We start from the raw sequence: 16,433 nt of genomic DNA, 5'->3' as shown, positions 1-16,433 counted from the left end.
CATGGCGTTGGAGAGGGTCGCGACCGTCTGGTGCGGCTCCCAACTGCCGGTTTTGAGGTAGCGCGGCACAGTATCGTTGGCGTTGGTGGCGGCGATAAAGCGCTTGACCGGCAGCCCCAGCGCCTTGGCGATGAGACCCGCGGTGAGGTTGCCAAAGTTGCCGGACGGCACGCTGATCACCGCGTTATGGCGCTCGGATTTTGGCAGCTGGGCCAGCGCCTCGAAGTAGTAGCAGACCTGGGCCAGCAGGCGGCTGATGTTGATGGAATTGGCGGAGTTCAGGCCTATGGCGGTCTTGAGCCCTTCATCATCGAAGGCATCCTTGACCAGCGCCTGACAGGCGTCGAAGTCGCCGTCGATGGCGATGGTGCGGATGTTGCCGCCGAGGGTGCAGAACAGCGCCTCCTGCAAGGGGCTGATCTTGCCCTTGGGATAGAGAATGACCACCTCAATCCCCTCCAGGCCATAGAAGGCGTGGGCCACGGCGGCGCCGGTGTCGCCGGAGGTGGCGGTGAGTATGGTGATCTTGTCGTTGGTGCGGAAGGTCGCCAGACACTGGGCCATAAAGCGGCCACCGAAGTCCTTGAACGCCAGGGTCGGGCCGTGGAACAGCTCCAGGGCATAGGTACCGTCTTTGAGCTTCACCAGGGGCGCCGGGAAGGTGAAGGCGGCGTCGATAAGCTCGCTTACCTTAGGCAAGGGCACTTCGTCCCCCAGCAGGTGGCTGATGATGTGGGCAGAACGTTCGGCCAGCGGCAAGTCCAGCAGGGCATCCACATCGGCCAGCGGCGCAATCACTTCGGGGAAGAAGAGCCCCTGCTCGCGACCCAGCCCCTGACGCACGGCCTGCGCGAAGCTGACCTGTTCACTCTTGTCCTTGATATTGTAAAGATTCATAGCTCGCTTCCTGTTACCCGTGCCCCGGCCATGTCTAGTTTGCAGACCCGGGCAAATCCATCTTCGTTCTGCACAAAATGTGCGTCCATCCAATCCTTCATGCGCTCGGCCTGGGCCAGATCCTTCATCACCACGAAGACGCTGGGGCCCGAGCCGGAGATGCCGGTGGCCAAGGCCCCGTTCTGGGCCGCCTGGGCCCGCACCTCGTTAAAGCCTTCGATCAGTGCCGCGCGGTAGGGTTCGGCAATCACGTCTTTGAGCACGCTCGCCGCCAACCCTTCTTGCCCTGTGTAGCTGGCGTGCACGAAGGCGGCCAGGCGACGACCGTAGGTGAGGCAATCCTGACGGCGATATTGGGCCGGCAGTATGGCGCGGGCAGCGGCGGTCGAGACCACTGTGCCCGGGTAGCAGACCACCCAGTACCACTGCTCGAACACCGGAATGCCCTGGCTGATAACGCCCCCTTCCTCCAGCACAAGTTGCAGGCCACCAAGGTAGCAGGGCGCCACGTTGTCATAGTGAACCGAGCCGGAGATGCGCCCTTCCATCTCGCCCATCAACAGCAGCATGGCGTGTTCATCGAGCGGTGCGCCGTGGAAGGCATTGAGCCCCTCGAGCGCCGCCACCACGCTGCAGGCGCTGGATCCCAGACCCGAGCCGACCGGCAGGTTCTTCTCCAACACCATCTCCAGCGGCTGCATCTCACGGCCTATCTTGGCCAACGCTTCGCCATAGGCGAGCCAGCAGTCATAAAGGATGTTCTTTTTCGGATCGTCGGGCAGCTTGTGGGCATAGCGGCCCACACTGGAGAGGGCGAAGGATTCTGCGGTTGCTGGCGCTGCCTTGACCTGCACCCTGTCCCCCAAGAGGGAGCCATCCACGGGGGCGAGCGCCGCCCCCAGGACATCGAATCCCACACTCAGGTTGGCACTGGAGGCTGGCGCATAGGCCACCACACTTTCTTTATTTTCCAAATAGGGGTTCATATCTGAACTCATGCTTATAGCTCCTGCTTCCAGTTCTGGGTGCGCAACACATCGGCGAAGACACCGGCGGCAGTCACTTCGGTACCGGCGCCATAGCCGCGCAGCACCAGCGGGATGGGCTGGTAATAGGTGGAGAAGAAGGCCAGGGCGTTTTCCCCGTCTTTCACCTTGAACAGCGGCTCATCGGCGCCGACCGCCTTGATGGCAACCTTGCACTGGCCCTCTTCGATGGAGCCGACATAGCGCAGCACTTTACCCTGCTGCTGTGCACTCTCGAACTGATCGCGGAACCAGGCATCGGCCTCGGGCAGGCGGGCCATGAAGGACTCCACATCGCCGCTGACATCAAAGCCGGGCGGCAGGGCCTGCTCGACATCGACATCGGACAGCTCCAATGCCATGCCGGCCTCACGGGCCAGAATGAGCAACTTGCGAGCCACGTCCATGCCATTGAGGTCATCGCGGGGATCCGGCTCGGTGAAGCCGTTGCCGCGCGCTATCTTGGTGGCCTCGCTAAAACTCATGCCCTCATCCAGCTTGCCGAAGATGAAGGAGAGCGACCCGGACAGGACGCCGTCGAAGGCGCGCAGCTTGTCACCGGCCTTGATGAGGTTTTGCAGGTTCTCGATGACCGGCAGACCGGCGCCCACGTTGGTCTCGTACAGGAACTTGCGACGAGTCTGGCGGGCGGTGCGGCGCAGCGCCTTGTAGTAATCCAGCGACCCTGTATTGGCCTTCTTGTTCGGGGTTACCACGTGGAAACCGGCGGCCAGGAAGTCGGCATACTGGACGGCGATGGCCTCGCTTGAGGTGCAATCGACGATCACGGGGTTGATGAGGTGGCTCTCTTCCACCAGTTTTTTCACCGCCTCCAGGCTGAAACTGTCACGGGCTTCCACCAGCTGTTCACGCCAGTTGGCCAGCGCCAGGCCATCCTTGTTGACCGCCATCTGGCGGCTGTTGGCGATGCCCACCACCCGCAGGCCAGTGCCCTGCTCGGCGAGCACAGGTTGCTGGCGGGCAATCTGATCGACCAGGGCCGCGCCGACGCCGCCGATGCCGACCACGAACAAGTCGATGAACTGCTGGCTACCGAAGAAGTTCTGATGACACGCCTTGATGGCTTCCGCCACCTTGCGATCCCGCACCACCGCCGAGATGGAGCGCTCGCTCGATCCTTGCGCGATGGCGACGATATTGATGGAAGCCTGCGCCAGGGAGGTGAAGAAGCGGGCCGCCATGCCCTTGCTGGTGCGCATGCCGTCACCGATCAGCGAGATGATGGCCAGATCGCGCACTATCTCCAGCGGCTCAAGCAGCTGATTCTTGAACTCCAGCTCGAATTCACGCTCCAGCACCTTGCGGGTCTTGTCCAGATCGTAACTGTGGATACAGAAGCTGACGCTGTACTCGCTTGATGACTGGGTGATGAGCACTATGCTGACCCCGGCGCGGGAGACGGCGGAGAAGATGCGGCCAGCCATGCCGACCATGCCCTTCATGCCGGGGCCGGAGACGTTGACCATGCACATGCCGGACAAGTCGGAGATGGCCTTCACTTTCAGGTCATCATCCCCCTGCTCGGCACCGATCAGGGTGCCGGGCCCTTGCGGGTTGAAGCTGTTCTTGATGAGGCAGGGAATATGGAACTGGGCCACGGGGGCGATGGTTTTCGGGTGCAGCACCTTGGCGCCGAAATAGGAGAGCTCCATCGCCTCTTTATAGGAGAGGGTTTTTCAGCAGATAGGCATCCGGCACCAGGCGCGGGTCGCAGTTGTAACAGCCTTCCACGTCTGTCCAGATCTCGCAGCACTCGGCGTCCACGCAGGCGGCCAGCACGGCTGCCGAGTAATCGGAACCGTTGCGGCCCAGCAGTACGGTTTCACCCTTGTCGCTGCCACCGGTGAAACCCGGCATCAGGTAGAGGCAATCCGAACGAAGCCCCTTGGCGGCAAAACGCACCCGCGAGGCTTCGATGTCGACATGGGCCTCAAGATGGCCGCCATCGGTCACCAGCAGCTGCTCAGGCACGATCACGTCCAACTCGAGTCCGCGTACCCGCAGCAGCTCATGCATGAAGGCGATGGAGAGATTCTCCCCCCGGCTCAGGATGTGGGCCTGGACATTGTCCGGGCACTGACCCAGCAGGCGGATGCCCTGCATCAACCGCTCGACTTGATCCAGCTCTTTGGTGAGCCGGGTCTGCAATGCTTTCTCATCCAGGGCCGGATAGGCGGCCTTGAGGCCCGCCAGCAGGCGGGAGAAGATACCGTTGATCTCAAACAGGGTGGGGCTGGCATCCATGCCACGGCTGGTCTGTTCTACCAACGCCACCAGGTGATTAGTCACCTTGGCTGGCGCTGACAACACCAGAGCAACCTGGGACTGACCATGGGTATTAACCGCGATATCGGCTACCCGTAAAAAACGCTCTGCATCGGCCAGTGATGACCCGCCAAACTTCAACACTCTCATCGCTTTCTCTCCCTGTAAACTGCGCAACAAAAAGGCCCGTACTGGGTGGGTACGGGCCTTTTTCTGATTTCTGTGCTTGTTCGTCAGCGCATCAACCGGCCCCAGTGCCACCTGTGGTGGTACCGGTAATAATGGTAGTGGTGATGACGTTGATGATTAACTGCATGACGAACACTCTGCTACGAGACTGGCCTCTAGCAATACCCTGCACAGCGGACGCTGTCAACTCAAAGCAGCTTGCCAAGCCGCCTCATCAGGTCTTTACAGAGCAGATGCAGCATATTCAGATCCCGTTGTGGCAGCATAGGTACTCGGTCCATTACCCACTGATGCAGCTTTTCATCCTGCGAAACCCCGACTTCGACAAGAATTTCTGCTGTTTTTTGTTTTAGCACTCGAACCTGCCCGCTGTTGTCCGAATTTTCGTCTACGGGGGCCGCTTCATCGAGTAAAGGACTCAGCTCATAGGCATACAGCATGATCGCCTGACCCAGGTTCAACGAGGGGTAGCTCACCTTGAGGGGTAGATAGCTGAGCAAGTCGGCATGGGCCAGTTGTTCGTTGGATAGACCAGACTCCTCGCAGCCAAACAGGATGGCGACCTTGTTCAGTGATGGCTTGGCGCGGATCTGACTGCGGATCTCCCCGGGCGTGAGATAGTACTGATAGCGACCACGCTGACGGGCCGTTGTCGCTATCACCAGATCCATATCGGCCAGGGCTTCAGGCAAGGTATCGAACGCCTCGGCATTGGCCAGAATCTCCTGAGCCCCATGGGCTACCCAGCTTGCCTCATCCTCTTGATGAACCTGACTCGCCACGACCCGCATGGCGTCAAACCCCATGGTCTTCATGGCGCGAGCGGCGGCCCCGACATTCTGTGGGCGGGCAGGCGCCATCAGGACAAAATAGAGCTTCATGGATAATTCCTCGCGGGCAGGGCTGCAAAGGGGCGAAATCTACCGTTAATCCCCGCAAAATGCCACTTGAACAGATGTTTGAATGTTGCCATAGTGGCCAGAAATGTCGGCGAAATAATAGCCAGCAGAAGCACGATAACCACAAGGAAGGTGGCGATGGACAAGGCACTGGGACAGGCAGTTGCAGAGACTATTTTGCAGCGATTCGAGTCATTTTACAGCCGTTTTCTCGAGATCACCCAAGGCAGCAAGAGTCGCTTCGAGCATGGCGACTGGCTCGGTGTGCAGCTGGCCGGACGTGAGCGGATCCGCCTATACGACCATCATGTGGGTGCGACCACGGCGCTCATCCGTACCATGATGGGGGAGCAGGTTGCGACCCAGGACTTGCTCAAGCGCGTCAAGAGCGCCTTTAGCGATCTGCTGCCGGGCTGTGCCAACTTCGAGGTAGCCGAGTCTTTCTTCAACTCTGTCTACCGGCGCATCTTCCGTCATCGCAACATCCGCGACGAGAACCTCTATATACACCCCTTCCGCAGCCGGGGTGAGCATCCGGACTTGTCGGCCCAACTGCGCATTTATCCCAGCAGCCAGGCAGACTTGCCCCAGACCTTGCGTCAACTGTTTGCCGACTACCCCTTTACCTTGCCCTATGAGGATAAGGAGCGCGACATTGCGCATATTTGCCGCCACCTGACCGAGAGCGGCCCGGCGGCACTGCGTGCATCCCCCTTCACCCTGGAACTGCTGCGCGAGGTCTTCTACCGCAACAAGGGCGCCTATCTGGTGGGACTTGCCCGCAGCCAGGAGCGGGTCTATCCCTTCATCCTGCCGCTGCTGAGCACGGGGCAGAGCATCTATGTAGATACCCTCATCTTCGAGCCCGAGCTCGCCTCCATCGTGTTTGGCTTCGCCCGTGCCTATTTCATGGTCTATGCCCCCGAGCCTGCGCTCATCGTTGCCTTCTTGCGGCAAATTCTGCCCCACAAGCCCGACTACGAGCTCTACAACGCCATCGGCTGCCAGAAGCACGGCAAGACGGAGTTCTACCGTCACTATCGCCACCACATGGCCATGAGCCGGGATCAGCTCGTTATCGCCCCCGGTATCAAGGGCATGGTGATGAGCGTGTTCACCCTCCCCTCCTACGATGTGGTGTTCAAGGTGATCAAAGATGAGTTCACGCCCCCAAAAGACGTGAGCCACGAGCAGGTCAAGGCAAAATACCGGCTGGTCAAGCAGCACGACAGGGTGGGGCGCATGGCCGATACCCAGGAGTTCACCAACTTCGAGTTTCCCCTGGAGAGGATCTCCCCCGAACTGTTGGACGAGCTGCAACGGGTCGCCCCCTCGGCACTGACCCTGACCTCGGACAAGCTGGTGATAAAACACCTCTATACAGAGCGCAAGATGATCCCGCTCAACCTCTATCTGGATAACGCGGACGAGCAGCAGACCAGGCTGGCGCTGGAAGAGTATGGCAACGCCATCAAGCAGCTGGCGGCGGCCAACATCTTCCCCGGTGACATGTTGTTCAAGAATTTCGGGGTGACTCGCCATGGCCGGGTGGTGTTCTACGACTATGACGAGATTTGCTATATGACGGAGTGCAACTTTCGCCAGATCCCGCCACCACGCTACCCGGAAGATGAGTTGAGCGCCGAGCCCTGGTATTCGGTGGCCCCCAACGATATCTTCCCCGAAGAGTTCGCCACCTTCTTGCTGCAAAAGCGCCAGGTGCGGGAGATCATGATGCAAGTGCACAGTGAACTGTTCGATGCCAGCTACTGGCAAGGGTTGCAGGCCAATATCCAGGGAGGCAGCTTCGAGGATGTCTACCCCTATAGACGCAAGAAGCGCTTTCGCTATCAGCAGGGAGAACGTGGCCATGACGCCAAGCAGCTCTCCCCTGATGGGACTAGTGCGCCATAAGCGCTGAATGCATTCGACTGGAAAAGGAGAAGGGCGCCGCGGCGCCCCTCTCCATTGAGTCAGTTCCCTGTCCGGTAGGTTGGCAAGACCGGCCATGGATCAGACGCGACAACCTCTGACCAGCCATGGCCGTTTACTCGGCCAACTTGGCGTCGAACGTGAGCAAGGTTGCCTGACTGGCATCTTTCAATACCAGCTGACTGCCACTCACCTGATAGCTCGCGACCTGGGTCAGCTTATGCAGATAGTCACCCTCTTTGGCCATGAGATCCCCCATGCACGCCATGCGGGTTGACCCCAGGCCAGCCAGAGTCAGCGTCTTTTCATCCAGCTTGGTAATGCCACCAAAGTAACGGTTGCAGCCCCCTTTGCCTGCCACCTTGCCCTCGGCGACCTGCAAGGTAAAGGCATCCGCGCTCGCCCCTTGCAACTGCCAGGTATTGGCCTCCAGTTGAGTCATGTTGGAGCCGGATGTCATGGCACAGCCTCCCAAGGCCAGGGTGGCCAACAGCATCAGATTCTTGTTCATGGGATCCCCTCTCGGTCATATGCAGTAAAATGAACGGCCCTGTGTACCACGATGAGTCAGCGAAGCAAAGCCTTGGAAATTTAAATGAGTCCCTTTACAGCATGCAAGCATGTGCCATGCTTGTGATCCTATTCGGGACCCATGGAGGGGAAATGAATGGCTAACTCACTCATCTGTCTGCTGTTATCTGCCTGTAGCCTCAACTGTATCGCCGCCGACTGGGACTTCCTCGAACAGGATCCCGGCGAAGGGGAGCTCTATCTGAGAAGCTATTCAGGCGTCTTGCAGGACAGCCGGGGAGATGGCCGAACCGACCCTTTCGACACTTGGCTCATCAATACCGGCTATCAGTACAACATCATGGATGATGTTGCCCTCTTCATGGAAGGGGGCCCCGCGGGCTCTGGCCAATCCGCACAGGCGGGCTACAACCTGGCCTCAGGGCTACGCTACCAACTCACCCCGGCCCTCAACATTGGCAGCCAGTTAAGCCAACTGGAGATTGGCTATGCGACGACTCATGTCGAGCTCAATAGTCGACTGTTACTGGCTCCTCAACTGGCACTGACCGCTAACTTTGGCATCAGCCCGCTCACGGCAGAGCAGTCATTGAGCATCGGCATGGGTTTCCACTTCTGATGCTCAGATGAGCCGACTGGCACTGATTGCTATGCCATTGAGATCTGCATAGACGAAATCCCCCGGCGCTATGGTCACTCCGGCAAAGTTCAGCACGGCGCCCTCCTCCCCGGCCCCCAACTTTTGCGTCTTGACGGGACAGGCCGCCAGCGCCTTGACGCCAAGTGCCAGCGTATTGAGCGTACCCACATCGCGCACAGCCCCATTGATGATGAAACCGGCCCACCCTGACTCGACCGCCTGGATGGCAAGCTGATCCCCCAACAATGCTCGGCGCACAGACCCACCACCATCGACCACCATGACCCGGCCATGGCCTGGACGCGCCACCAGATCCCGCACCAAGCTGTTGTCTTCAAAACAGGAGAGGGTCACCGCCTCACCATAGAAGATGGCATTGGCGCCAAAGTGTCGAAACAGGGGGTCGGCAACTTGCAGGCTGTCACCGTGCAGGTCGCAAAGATCCGGCAAAAGATCCAGCATGATTCACTCCTCTCCTTGGATATGATGCCGCTCATTCTTTCATCAACACAAGGCGCTGACAATCCATAATGAGTCCATCCTTCCCGCCGTCCTCAAGAGGTGCTTCAAGCACCCGCAACACTGCGTGACGCATGGCTCCATAGCTGCATCTTGGGTCACCTGGTCAATCCTCTGAGATGACCTTGCTCGACCCGATGAAGAGAATGCTGACAGCGGAGGAAAGGTTGATGGCTAAAAAAATGAGAACGCTGTGTCTGGATTGATGTCTGGGGCAGAACGACCTCATCGATTGCTTATGTAATGCGAGTCAGGGACAACGCGAAAATGTGCATCCTCATCTTCGAGGCACAGCCTGGGTTATGCCGATTTCATGCAGCGCAGTTGGCGGGATGACTGACGTTTGACCTGGCATAACTGGATGACGCGGAGAGGATCGAGGGGGCAAGCACACGAAAATTTTGTAGTTTTCCCACAAAACCATGTCAATCACATGTTACATTTAATTACATTAATAAGTGGCTAAAAAGGGGCCTGGCCCCACTATTATGCTGCCAGTTCAGGGTTTGACCTATATCAATACAGAGTTAAAAAGTTGCTATCTGACAGCAAAGACTGTTGTTATGCGCCTGTTAACTGATAAAATGCGGCAACTTTCGTAATGGACTACCTTTCCGGCTCCTCTCCCCCGTCAGGGTCGAGAGCCTTCATATGGCGCAGGGATGTTGGCCAGCATTGATACCAAATTCGCGATGACTCGATCCTGAGTTCATACCCTGGATGATGTAATAAATTTTCAGGATACGTCCTTGATGGGTCGGGTAACGCCAAAAGTGTTAAAATTTAGCTAATTAACTGATAAGAATCTGGGAAAACTCATGCAAACACCACACATTCTGATCGTCGAAGACGAGCTGGTTACCCGCAATACCCTCAAGAGCATCTTCGAAGCCGAAGGCTATATAGTGCTGGAAGCGAACAATGGTGACGAGATGCACCAGGCTCTGACCAACCACACCATCAATCTGGTGATCATGGACATCAACCTGCCGGGCAAAAATGGCCTGCTGCTGGCGCGCGAACTGCGTGAAGATGACAACATCGCCCTGATGTTCCTGACCGGTCGGGATAATGAAGTAGACAAGATCCTGGGCCTGGAGATAGGCGCCGACGATTACATCACCAAACCGTTCAATCCCCGTGAGCTGACCATACGCGCTCGCAACCTGCTGAGCCGCACCATGAATGTGCTGCCCGGTGGCGAGGATAAGAAGCAGGTCGAACGTTACCTGTTCAACGGCTGGGCACTGGACATCAACAGCCGTGCTCTGGTCAGCCCGACCGGCGACATGTTCAAGCTGCCGCGCTCAGAGTTTCGTGCCATGCTGCATTTCTGTGAGAACCCGGGCCAGATCCAGACCCGTGCCGAGCTGCTCAAGAAGATGACAGGCCGTGAGCTCAAACCCCATGACCGCACCGTGGACGTGACCATTCGTCGCATTCGCAAGCATTTCGAGAGCGTGGGTGACACCCCCGAGATCATCGCCACTATCCATGGCGAAGGCTATCGCTTCTGCGGCGAGCTCGAGCAAGAATAAACGAGTCCTACCCCACCATATCAAAGGCGCCCTCAAGGCGCCTTTTTGCTGACCGCACCAAGCACTGGCAGCACTTTGCCTGATGGGCGCGTAGCGATAAGGGAAGCGTCATGGGCGAGCTAATAAAACAACATAAGCAAAAAGCCCACTCTCGCGAGTGGGCTTTTTGCTGTGAAGCTGGAGCGGGCAGCGGGAATCGAACCCGCATCATCAGCTTGGAAGGCTGAGGTAATAGCCATTATACGATGCCCGCTTGGCATCAGAAATTGCAGTGGGCAACATAATCCAGCCCACCTATTCAAGCAATTTGTCACCCTGGGGTTAATCAAGCTGCTTGATATCAGAATATGGAGCGGGTGATGGGAATCGAACCCACGTATGCAGCTTGGGAAGCTACCGTTCTACCATTGAACTACACCCGCGTCAGGGGCTCTACTATATGCATTTTGCCGCCAAGCGCAATGGCACCCTTTCGATTTTTTACAGCAAATCAAACTGTTCGACCAAGTAATGAACAGGGAGCCGCATTTTCAACCGCTCTGCTTCATGCCATGGTATTTACAAGGTTGCCATTGCCTGGGGGCGAGGATAGTCTTGCGCCACTCGAAATGAGGAAGCTGGTGATGGACAAGAATACCCAAAAACATCTTTATGGCTGGTTGCGCATGCAGTCGAGTCACGGCCGGCGCTGGATCGGTCTCTCCATAGTGTTCGGCATGGGTCAGGGCGTCCTGATGGTCGCCCAAGCCTGGCTGCTGGCCACCCTGCTGCACGGTTTCATCATAGCGGGCACCCTGCCCGAGCAGCAGATCCCCCTGTTTATCAGCCTGCTCGCCGTCACCCTCGGCAAGGCACTGCTCGCCTATGGCCGCGAGGTGACCAGCTTCAAGGCTGGCGCCGCGGTCCGCCAGACCATACGTAACCTGGTACTGACGCGGCTCAGTCGCCTTGGCCCTGCTTATATACAGCGTCGTCCGGCGGGGAGCTGGGCCAGCCTGCTGCTCGAGCAGATCGAAAATATGCAGGAGTTCTTCTCCCGCTATCTGCCGCAGATGGCCATCGCCGTTTTCATCCCCATCGTGATTTTGGTGGCGGTCTTTCCGATCAACTGGGCCGCAGGCATCATTTTGCTCGGTACGGCGCCGCTCATTCCCCTGTTCATGATCCTGGTCGGGGTCGGTGCCGCCGATGCCAATCGCCGCAACTTCCACTCCCTGGCCCGCCTCTCGGGTCACTTCCTCGATCGGCTCAAGGGACTGCGTACCCTGCAACTCTTCATGCGTACCCAGGCCGAAGGAAAGGAGATAGAAGAGGCATCTGAGGATTTTCGGATCAGGACCATGGAGGTGCTGCGTCTGGCTTTCCTCAGTACCGCCGTGCTGGAGTTCTTCGCCGCCCTCTCGGTCGCCCTGGTCGCCGTCTACTTTGGTTTCTCTTATATCGATCACCTCAACTTCGGCAATTACGGCGCCAAGGTGACGCTGTTTACCGGTCTGTTCGTGCTCTTCCTGGCTCCCGAGTTCTATGCCCCCCTGCGCGAACTGGGTGCTCACTATCACGCCAAAGCTCAGGCCATTGGTGCCGCCGAGCAGCTGCTGGAGTTTCTGGAAGCCGAGGTGGCTGAACCCGCCAGCGGTGATCAGGCATTCACGGCAACCCAGCCGATCCGGGTCGAGGCCCGTGCATTGGAGGTATTGAGCGCCGAAGGCAAGGTACTGGTCGGCCCCATCGATTTCACCCTGGCACCCGGTTCACGCACCGCCCTGGTAGGCATCAGTGGCGCAGGCAAGAGTTCGCTGGTCAATGCACTGCTCGGCTTTGCGCCCTATCGTGGGGAGCTGAAAGTCGATGGCCAGGAGCTGGCCAGCCTCGACATGAGTCAGTGGCGACAGCACCTCGGCTGGCTCTCTCAAAACCCGCAGCTGTTTCATGCCTCCTTGCGCGACAACCTGCTGTTGGCCAAGCCTGATGCCAGCGATATCGAGCTGAGCGAGGCACTCAAGGAGGCACAGGCGTGGGAGTTCGCCATGGAGAAGGGGATGGATTATCCCCTTGGCGATCAGGCGGGCGGCCTCTCAGTCGGCCAGGCCCAGCGCCTGGCCCTGGCCCGCACCCTGCTCAAATCGACTCAATTGATGATCCTGGATGAACCCACCGCTAGCCTGGACAGGCTCTCGGAGCACGCCATCATGGCGAGCCTGGAAAAAGCCACGGTGGATCAGACCCTGTTGATGATCACCCACAGGCTCGATCAATTGAGTGAAATGGATCAGATCCTGGTGCTGGCCAAGGGCCAGCTGGTCGAACAGGGCCACTATCGGCAACTAAGTGAGGGCCAGGGGCCTTTCGCCAGCCTCTTGTCCCAACGTGCGGGGAATTCTCTCGATGACTGATCTACTGCCGTTTCTGCGGCTCTACCGCCAGCACTGGCTGAGCCTGAGTGTCGGTCTGCTGCTGGCACTGGTGACACTGGCCGCCGGCATCGGCCTGCTGTCGCTCTCCGGCTGGTTCCTCTCCGCCGCCGCGGTGGCGGGCATGGCCGTCGCCAGCCGTGATACCTTCAACTACATGACCCCGGCTGGCGGGGTGCGCTTCTTCTCCATCGTCCGCACCGCGGGCCGCTGGGGTGAGCGGGTAGTGAGCCACGATGCCACCTTCCGGGTGCTGACCCGGCTGCGAGTCTGGTTCTGGCAGAAACTCTCACCGCTCTCGCCCGGTGCCCTGGCAGGCTTTCGCCAGGCGGATCTGCTCAACCGCCTGGTGGCGGACATCGATGCCATGGACCACGTCTATCTGCGCCTGATCACCCCGATTGGGGCTGCCCTGCTAAGCACCGGCGGTCTGGTGTTCTTCCTCTCCTTCTTCGATAGTCGGCTAGCCCTCATCCTCGGCGCCATCTTGCTGTTTGGCATGATGGCCCTGCCCCTGGTGTTCTTCTTCGCCGGTCGCAAGCCCGGCCAGGCGCTCATCACCGGCAAGGCCCAACTGCGTACCCGTCTGGTGGATTATCTCGATGGTCAGGCTGAGTTGCAGATGTTTGCCGCCGCCCCCCGCGCCTTGTCCGACCTGCAGCAAGCCGAGCAAGATCTGATCCGTGCCCAGGCACGCATGGCCAGAGTGAGCGGTCTGGCCAATGCCAGCGTCCAGCTGCTCAGTGGCTGGACCCTGACCCTGATGCTCTGGCTCGCCAGCCATGGGGTGGGTGGTGCGGCGCCGGGGCCCATGACGGCGCTGATGGTATTTGCCACCTTGGCAAGCTTCGAGGCCTTGCTGCCCCTGGCTGGCGCCTTCCAGCATCTCTCGACCAGTCTGGCCTCGGCCCGCCGCCTCAACGAGATATTGCAAGATGCCCAGCCCCCGGCGTGGGGCGAGCTGCGCGAGCGTGCCGAGGGGGGCGCCTTGCAGATAAGCGATCTCTCCTTCGGTTACCCAGGCAACACCCAACCCGTGCTGCGTGGTTGCACCCTGCAATTGCAGGCGGGTGAGAAACTGGCGCTACTAGGCCAGACGGGGTGCGGAAAATCAACCCTGATGGGCTTGCTGACCCGAGAGTGGAACCCGCAAGCGGGCAAGATAGTACTGGATGGCAAGCCGCTGACCGATTACAGCGAAGCGGCGCTGCGCGCTTCCTTCTCAGTGGTGAGCCAGCGGGTGCATCTGTTTGCCGCCACCCTGCGCGACAACCTCAAGCTGGCGGCCCCGGCAGCCAATGACGAGCGGCTGGCCGAGGTGCTGCAACAGGTCGGGCTTGGCGCGTTGCTTGAGGATGAAGCGGGTCTGGATGCCTGGCTGGGCGACGGTGGCCGCCCTCTGTCTGGCGGTGAGCGGCGCCGGATAGGCATAGCACGCGCCCTCTTGCATGACGCGCCACTCTGGTTGCTGGATGAGCCGACCGAGGGGCTCGACAGCCAGACGGAGCGCGACATCATGGCATTGCTGATGCGACTGGGCGCCGATCGCGCCATGTTGCTCATCTCCCACCGGTTGATTGGCCTGGAGCAGATGGACAGGATAGCGCTGATGGAGGAGGGCCAGATCCGTCTGTGCGCCCCCCACGCCCAGCTGCTGGCAGACGACTACTACCAGAGTCTGCATCGGCGCCTGACGCCGGTCTGAGCGCCCTGAGGCCGTGACCCTCTGAGCAGGTTGGCGACCAGGGTCGTCAACGCTCACCCACTCAGAGACAAATAGGGGCTGGTCGCCGGTGGCGACTGGCCCCTATAATGTTTGCCTCACTGGTCAACAAGATGCCGATATGAAACGCCTGATCCTGATGATGCCCCTGCTCGCCTCCGGCTGCGCCAACTTCGCCTTCAACAGCAACCTGGACAAGGAGAACTTTGATGAATACTTCAAACCGGGCAGCGTCACCATCTACGAGCAGGCCGACCTTGCCGCATTGAACTATCTCTATCTGGGCACCGTCGAGGGCGAATCCTGCCAAAGCGATGCCAATCAGCCCGTTCCCAACGCCGGGGAGGCGCGCACTCTGGCCCGGCGCCGGGCGGCGGACATGGGCGGCAATGGCATCACCATCGACAAGTGTGCCGAGTACAGCGATGTCCCAGGTTGCCTCAAACAGGTCATCTGCTACGGTCAGGCCCTCAAAGTGGCCGAACAGAAGTAACACCTCACCCCGGCCTCGCCGGGGTGATTGCATCTCCCCTCACACTCCCCGTGATCGCGACCGTGCTCAAAACAGGTCAATCAGCGTCAGCACCAATATGCCCAGCGCCGATCCCAGCAGGGCAATGAAGGTCATCACCATGCCACCGCTTCTGAACTTGAAATTCTCTTTCGGCTGACTGATGCCAAAGGCATGCAGCGTGCGCCCCAGCAACAGCAATAGACAAAAGCCATGGATCAGGGGAATGGGGCCACCAAGGCTGTCGAAGCAAAAGATGAGCAGCAGACAGAGCGGCACATACTCGGTGAAGTTGCCATGTGCGCGAATGGCACGGGCAAGCAGCGGCTCCTGATTATCTCCCACCGCCACCTGAAAACGGTGGCGCAGCCGTACCACTCTCAGGCTCAGATAGACGAACAGGCACGCCAGCAACGCGGCGTAAGGGGCAATGACCATGGGCACTCCTCGAAGCAGGGTCGGGGGACAAGCGGTGTCAGCACTATAGCTGTGTCCGATTCTTGCGCCAATGCTGCCCGAGGCTGGGCGCCATGGCCACATCCATGCCTTTACCGGCGGATTATGCTAGATTGCCCCGGTTTTCCACCATGCAGGGGCTCAGCGCGTGAAATTTGAGATAGATACCCTGGGGGTGATCCACTCCCCCTACAAGGAGAAGTTCGCCATACCTCGCCAACCCGGCCTGGTCAAATCTGCCCGCGCACGGCTCGAGTTGTTGCCTCCCTACGATCAGCCTGATGTACTGCGCGGCATAGAGCAGTTCTCCCATCTCTGGCTCAGTTTCGTGTTCCACCAGACCATGGCCCAGGGCTGGCACCCGACGGTACGACCACCGCGTCTGGGGGGTAACGAGCGCGTCGGCGTCTTCGCCACCCGCTCCACCTTCCGCCCCAACCCCCTTGGTCTCTCCGTGGTGGAACTGCTCGGCGTCAGGCGTGAACGGGGCAAGATCTGGCTCGAGCTAGGGGCCGTCGATCTGCTTGATGGTACTCCTATCGTCGACATCAAACCCTATATCCCCTATGCCGACAGCCTGCCCGATGCCAGGGGCGGTTTTGCACCTGATGCTCCCGCCCCGCCCCTTGTGGTGAGCTTCAGCCCGCAGGCGGAGCAGCAGCTGCACCCCTGGCTCAAGGATCATCCCGAGCTGCGCCTGTTGGTGAGCGAGGTGCTGGCGCAAGATCCCCGTCCCGCTTACAAGAAAGGCAAGCCGGACGAGAAGGAGTACGGCGTCAGGTTGTTTGATCTCAACGTGCGCTTTCGCATCAGCGAGCCTGACTGCCAGGGTGCTGGCCATCACGCCGGGCCTGATTGCCGCTCAAGCTGTGCAAC

General features: G+C 59.4%; 13 protein-coding genes, 2 tRNA genes, 1 pseudogene and 1 other annotated feature. Of the genes and pseudogenes, 7 read left to right on the top strand and 9 right to left on the bottom strand.

Annotated elements, in window-relative coordinates:
- The 4 genes and pseudogenes from thrC to G113_RS12510 all read right to left on the bottom strand — a co-directional run.
- On the bottom strand, window positions 1-897 hold an 897-nt coding region (gene thrC, locus G113_RS12525), incomplete at its 3' end, for a threonine synthase (protein ID WP_005902926.1).
- On the bottom strand, window positions 894-1,895 hold the full coding sequence (thrB, locus tag G113_RS12520; protein ID WP_040319189.1) for a homoserine kinase: 1,002 nt from the start codon (window positions 1,893-1,895) through the stop codon (window positions 894-896). The genes thrB and thrC, both read right to left, overlap by 4 nt.
- Window positions 1,896-1,897: 2 nt before the next feature.
- Window positions 1,898-4,358, bottom strand: a pseudogene (thrA, locus tag G113_RS12515) (bifunctional aspartate kinase/homoserine dehydrogenase I).
- Window positions 4,359-4,383: 25 nt separating this feature from the next.
- Window positions 4,384-4,518, bottom strand: a sequence feature (Thr leader region).
- A gap of 67 nt (window positions 4,519-4,585) precedes the next feature.
- Window positions 4,586-5,278: a tRNA/rRNA methyltransferase gene (locus G113_RS12510; RefSeq protein ID WP_005902924.1), complete on the bottom strand. Its 693-nt coding sequence runs from the start codon at window positions 5,276-5,278 to the stop codon at window positions 4,586-4,588.
- Window positions 5,279-5,434: 156 nt separating this feature from the next.
- Between G113_RS12510 and aceK the strand changes: the two genes are divergently transcribed.
- Entirely contained in the window at window positions 5,435-7,210 is a 1,776-nt protein-coding gene (aceK, locus tag G113_RS12505; protein WP_005902923.1) for a bifunctional isocitrate dehydrogenase kinase/phosphatase, read from the top strand.
- Window positions 7,211-7,343: 133 nt separating this feature from the next.
- On the opposite strand, the gene G113_RS12500 is transcribed toward aceK, so the two are convergent.
- A complete protein-coding gene (locus G113_RS12500; protein ID WP_005902922.1) occupies window positions 7,344-7,739 on the bottom strand; it encodes an META domain-containing protein in 396 nt (131 codons plus the stop codon).
- Between the two features lie 156 nt (window positions 7,740-7,895).
- On the opposite strand from G113_RS12500, the gene G113_RS12495 reads away from it, so the two are divergent.
- Entirely contained in the window at window positions 7,896-8,378 is a 483-nt protein-coding gene (locus G113_RS12495; protein ID WP_005902921.1) for a hypothetical protein, read from the top strand.
- 3 nt (window positions 8,379-8,381) lie between these two features.
- On the opposite strand, the gene G113_RS12490 is transcribed toward G113_RS12495, so the two are convergent.
- Window positions 8,382-8,861, bottom strand: coding sequence for a putative 4-hydroxy-4-methyl-2-oxoglutarate aldolase (locus G113_RS12490; RefSeq protein ID WP_005902919.1), 480 nt, complete (start codon window positions 8,859-8,861; stop codon window positions 8,382-8,384).
- A gap of 875 nt (window positions 8,862-9,736) precedes the next feature.
- Here G113_RS12490 and arcA point away from each other — a divergent pair.
- The gene (gene arcA / locus G113_RS12485; protein ID WP_005902917.1) at window positions 9,737-10,456 is read left to right on the top strand and encodes a two-component system response regulator ArcA; all 720 of its coding nucleotides are present in this window, start codon (window positions 9,737-9,739) and stop codon (window positions 10,454-10,456) included.
- A 178-nt stretch (window positions 10,457-10,634) separates the two neighbouring features.
- Here the strand turns inward: arcA and G113_RS12480 are convergent.
- Both G113_RS12480 and G113_RS12475 read right to left on the bottom strand, forming a co-directional pair.
- Window positions 10,635-10,709 (bottom strand) — tRNA-Gly (locus G113_RS12480).
- Window positions 10,710-10,804: 95 nt separating this feature from the next.
- Window positions 10,805-10,878 (bottom strand) — tRNA-Gly (locus G113_RS12475).
- Window positions 10,879-11,079: 201 nt separating this feature from the next.
- Between G113_RS12475 and cydD the strand changes: the two genes are divergently transcribed.
- The 3 genes from cydD to rcsF all read left to right on the top strand — a co-directional run bounded on the left by cydD (window position 11,080) and on the right by rcsF (window position 15,083).
- Complete coding sequence (gene cydD, locus G113_RS12470) at window positions 11,080-12,849, top strand: heme ABC transporter permease/ATP-binding protein CydD (protein ID WP_005902915.1); 1,770 nt, start codon at window positions 11,080-11,082, stop codon at window positions 12,847-12,849.
- On the top strand, window positions 12,842-14,572 hold the full coding sequence (cydC, locus tag G113_RS12465) for a heme ABC transporter ATP-binding protein/permease CydC (RefSeq protein ID WP_005902913.1): 1,731 nt from the start codon (window positions 12,842-12,844) through the stop codon (window positions 14,570-14,572). The genes cydD and cydC overlap by 8 nt, the downstream gene beginning before the upstream one ends.
- Before the next feature lie 139 nt (window positions 14,573-14,711).
- A complete protein-coding gene (gene rcsF, locus G113_RS12460) occupies window positions 14,712-15,083 on the top strand; it encodes an Rcs stress response system protein RcsF (protein WP_005902910.1) in 372 nt (123 codons plus the stop codon).
- 66 nt (window positions 15,084-15,149) lie between these two features.
- Here rcsF and G113_RS12455 read toward each other — a convergent pair whose 3' ends face one another.
- Window positions 15,150-15,539: an MAPEG family protein gene (locus G113_RS12455; protein WP_005902908.1), complete on the bottom strand. Its 390-nt coding sequence runs from the start codon at window positions 15,537-15,539 to the stop codon at window positions 15,150-15,152.
- Window positions 15,540-15,705: 166 nt separating this feature from the next.
- On the opposite strand from G113_RS12455, the gene tsaA reads away from it, so the two are divergent.
- Window positions 15,706-16,433, top strand: a 728-nt coding sequence (tsaA, locus tag G113_RS12450) for a tRNA (N6-threonylcarbamoyladenosine(37)-N6)-methyltransferase TrmO (protein ID WP_005902906.1), incomplete at its 3' end; no start/stop codon positions are given.

Source organism: Aeromonas molluscorum 848 (assembly GCF_000388115.1).
Classification (GTDB): Bacteria; Pseudomonadota; Gammaproteobacteria; order Enterobacterales; family Aeromonadaceae; genus Aeromonas; species Aeromonas molluscorum.
The sequence above is the reverse complement of the archived record's forward strand: the minus strand, read 5'-3'. Positions and strand labels throughout refer to the sequence as shown.

What these genes read in the sequence shown, in the direction of transcription:
- G113_RS12490 (WP_005902919.1), bottom strand. Translation starts at nt 8,861, where the DNA reads ATGCTGGATCTTTTGCCGGATCTTTGCGACCTGCACGGTGACAGCCTG.
- cydC (WP_005902913.1), top strand. Translation starts at nt 12,842, where the DNA reads ATGACTGATCTACTGCCGTTTCTGCGGCTCTACCGCCAGCACTGGCTG.
- aceK (WP_005902923.1), top strand. Translation starts at nt 5,435, where the DNA reads ATGGACAAGGCACTGGGACAGGCAGTTGCAGAGACTATTTTGCAGCGA.
- cydD (WP_005902915.1), top strand. Translation starts at nt 11,080, where the DNA reads ATGGACAAGAATACCCAAAAACATCTTTATGGCTGGTTGCGCATGCAG.
- G113_RS12455 (WP_005902908.1), bottom strand. Translation starts at nt 15,539, where the DNA reads ATGGTCATTGCCCCTTACGCCGCGTTGCTGGCGTGCCTGTTCGTCTAT.
- thrB (WP_040319189.1), bottom strand. Translation starts at nt 1,895, where the DNA reads ATGAGTTCAGATATGAACCCCTATTTGGAAAATAAAGAAAGTGTGGTG.
- G113_RS12500 (WP_005902922.1), bottom strand. Translation starts at nt 7,739, where the DNA reads ATGAACAAGAATCTGATGCTGTTGGCCACCCTGGCCTTGGGAGGCTGT.
- G113_RS12495 (WP_005902921.1), top strand. Translation starts at nt 7,896, where the DNA reads ATGGCTAACTCACTCATCTGTCTGCTGTTATCTGCCTGTAGCCTCAAC.
- G113_RS12510 (WP_005902924.1), bottom strand. Translation starts at nt 5,278, where the DNA reads ATGAAGCTCTATTTTGTCCTGATGGCGCCTGCCCGCCCACAGAATGTC.
- arcA (WP_005902917.1), top strand. Translation starts at nt 9,737, where the DNA reads ATGCAAACACCACACATTCTGATCGTCGAAGACGAGCTGGTTACCCGC.
- rcsF (WP_005902910.1), top strand. Translation starts at nt 14,712, where the DNA reads ATGAAACGCCTGATCCTGATGATGCCCCTGCTCGCCTCCGGCTGCGCC.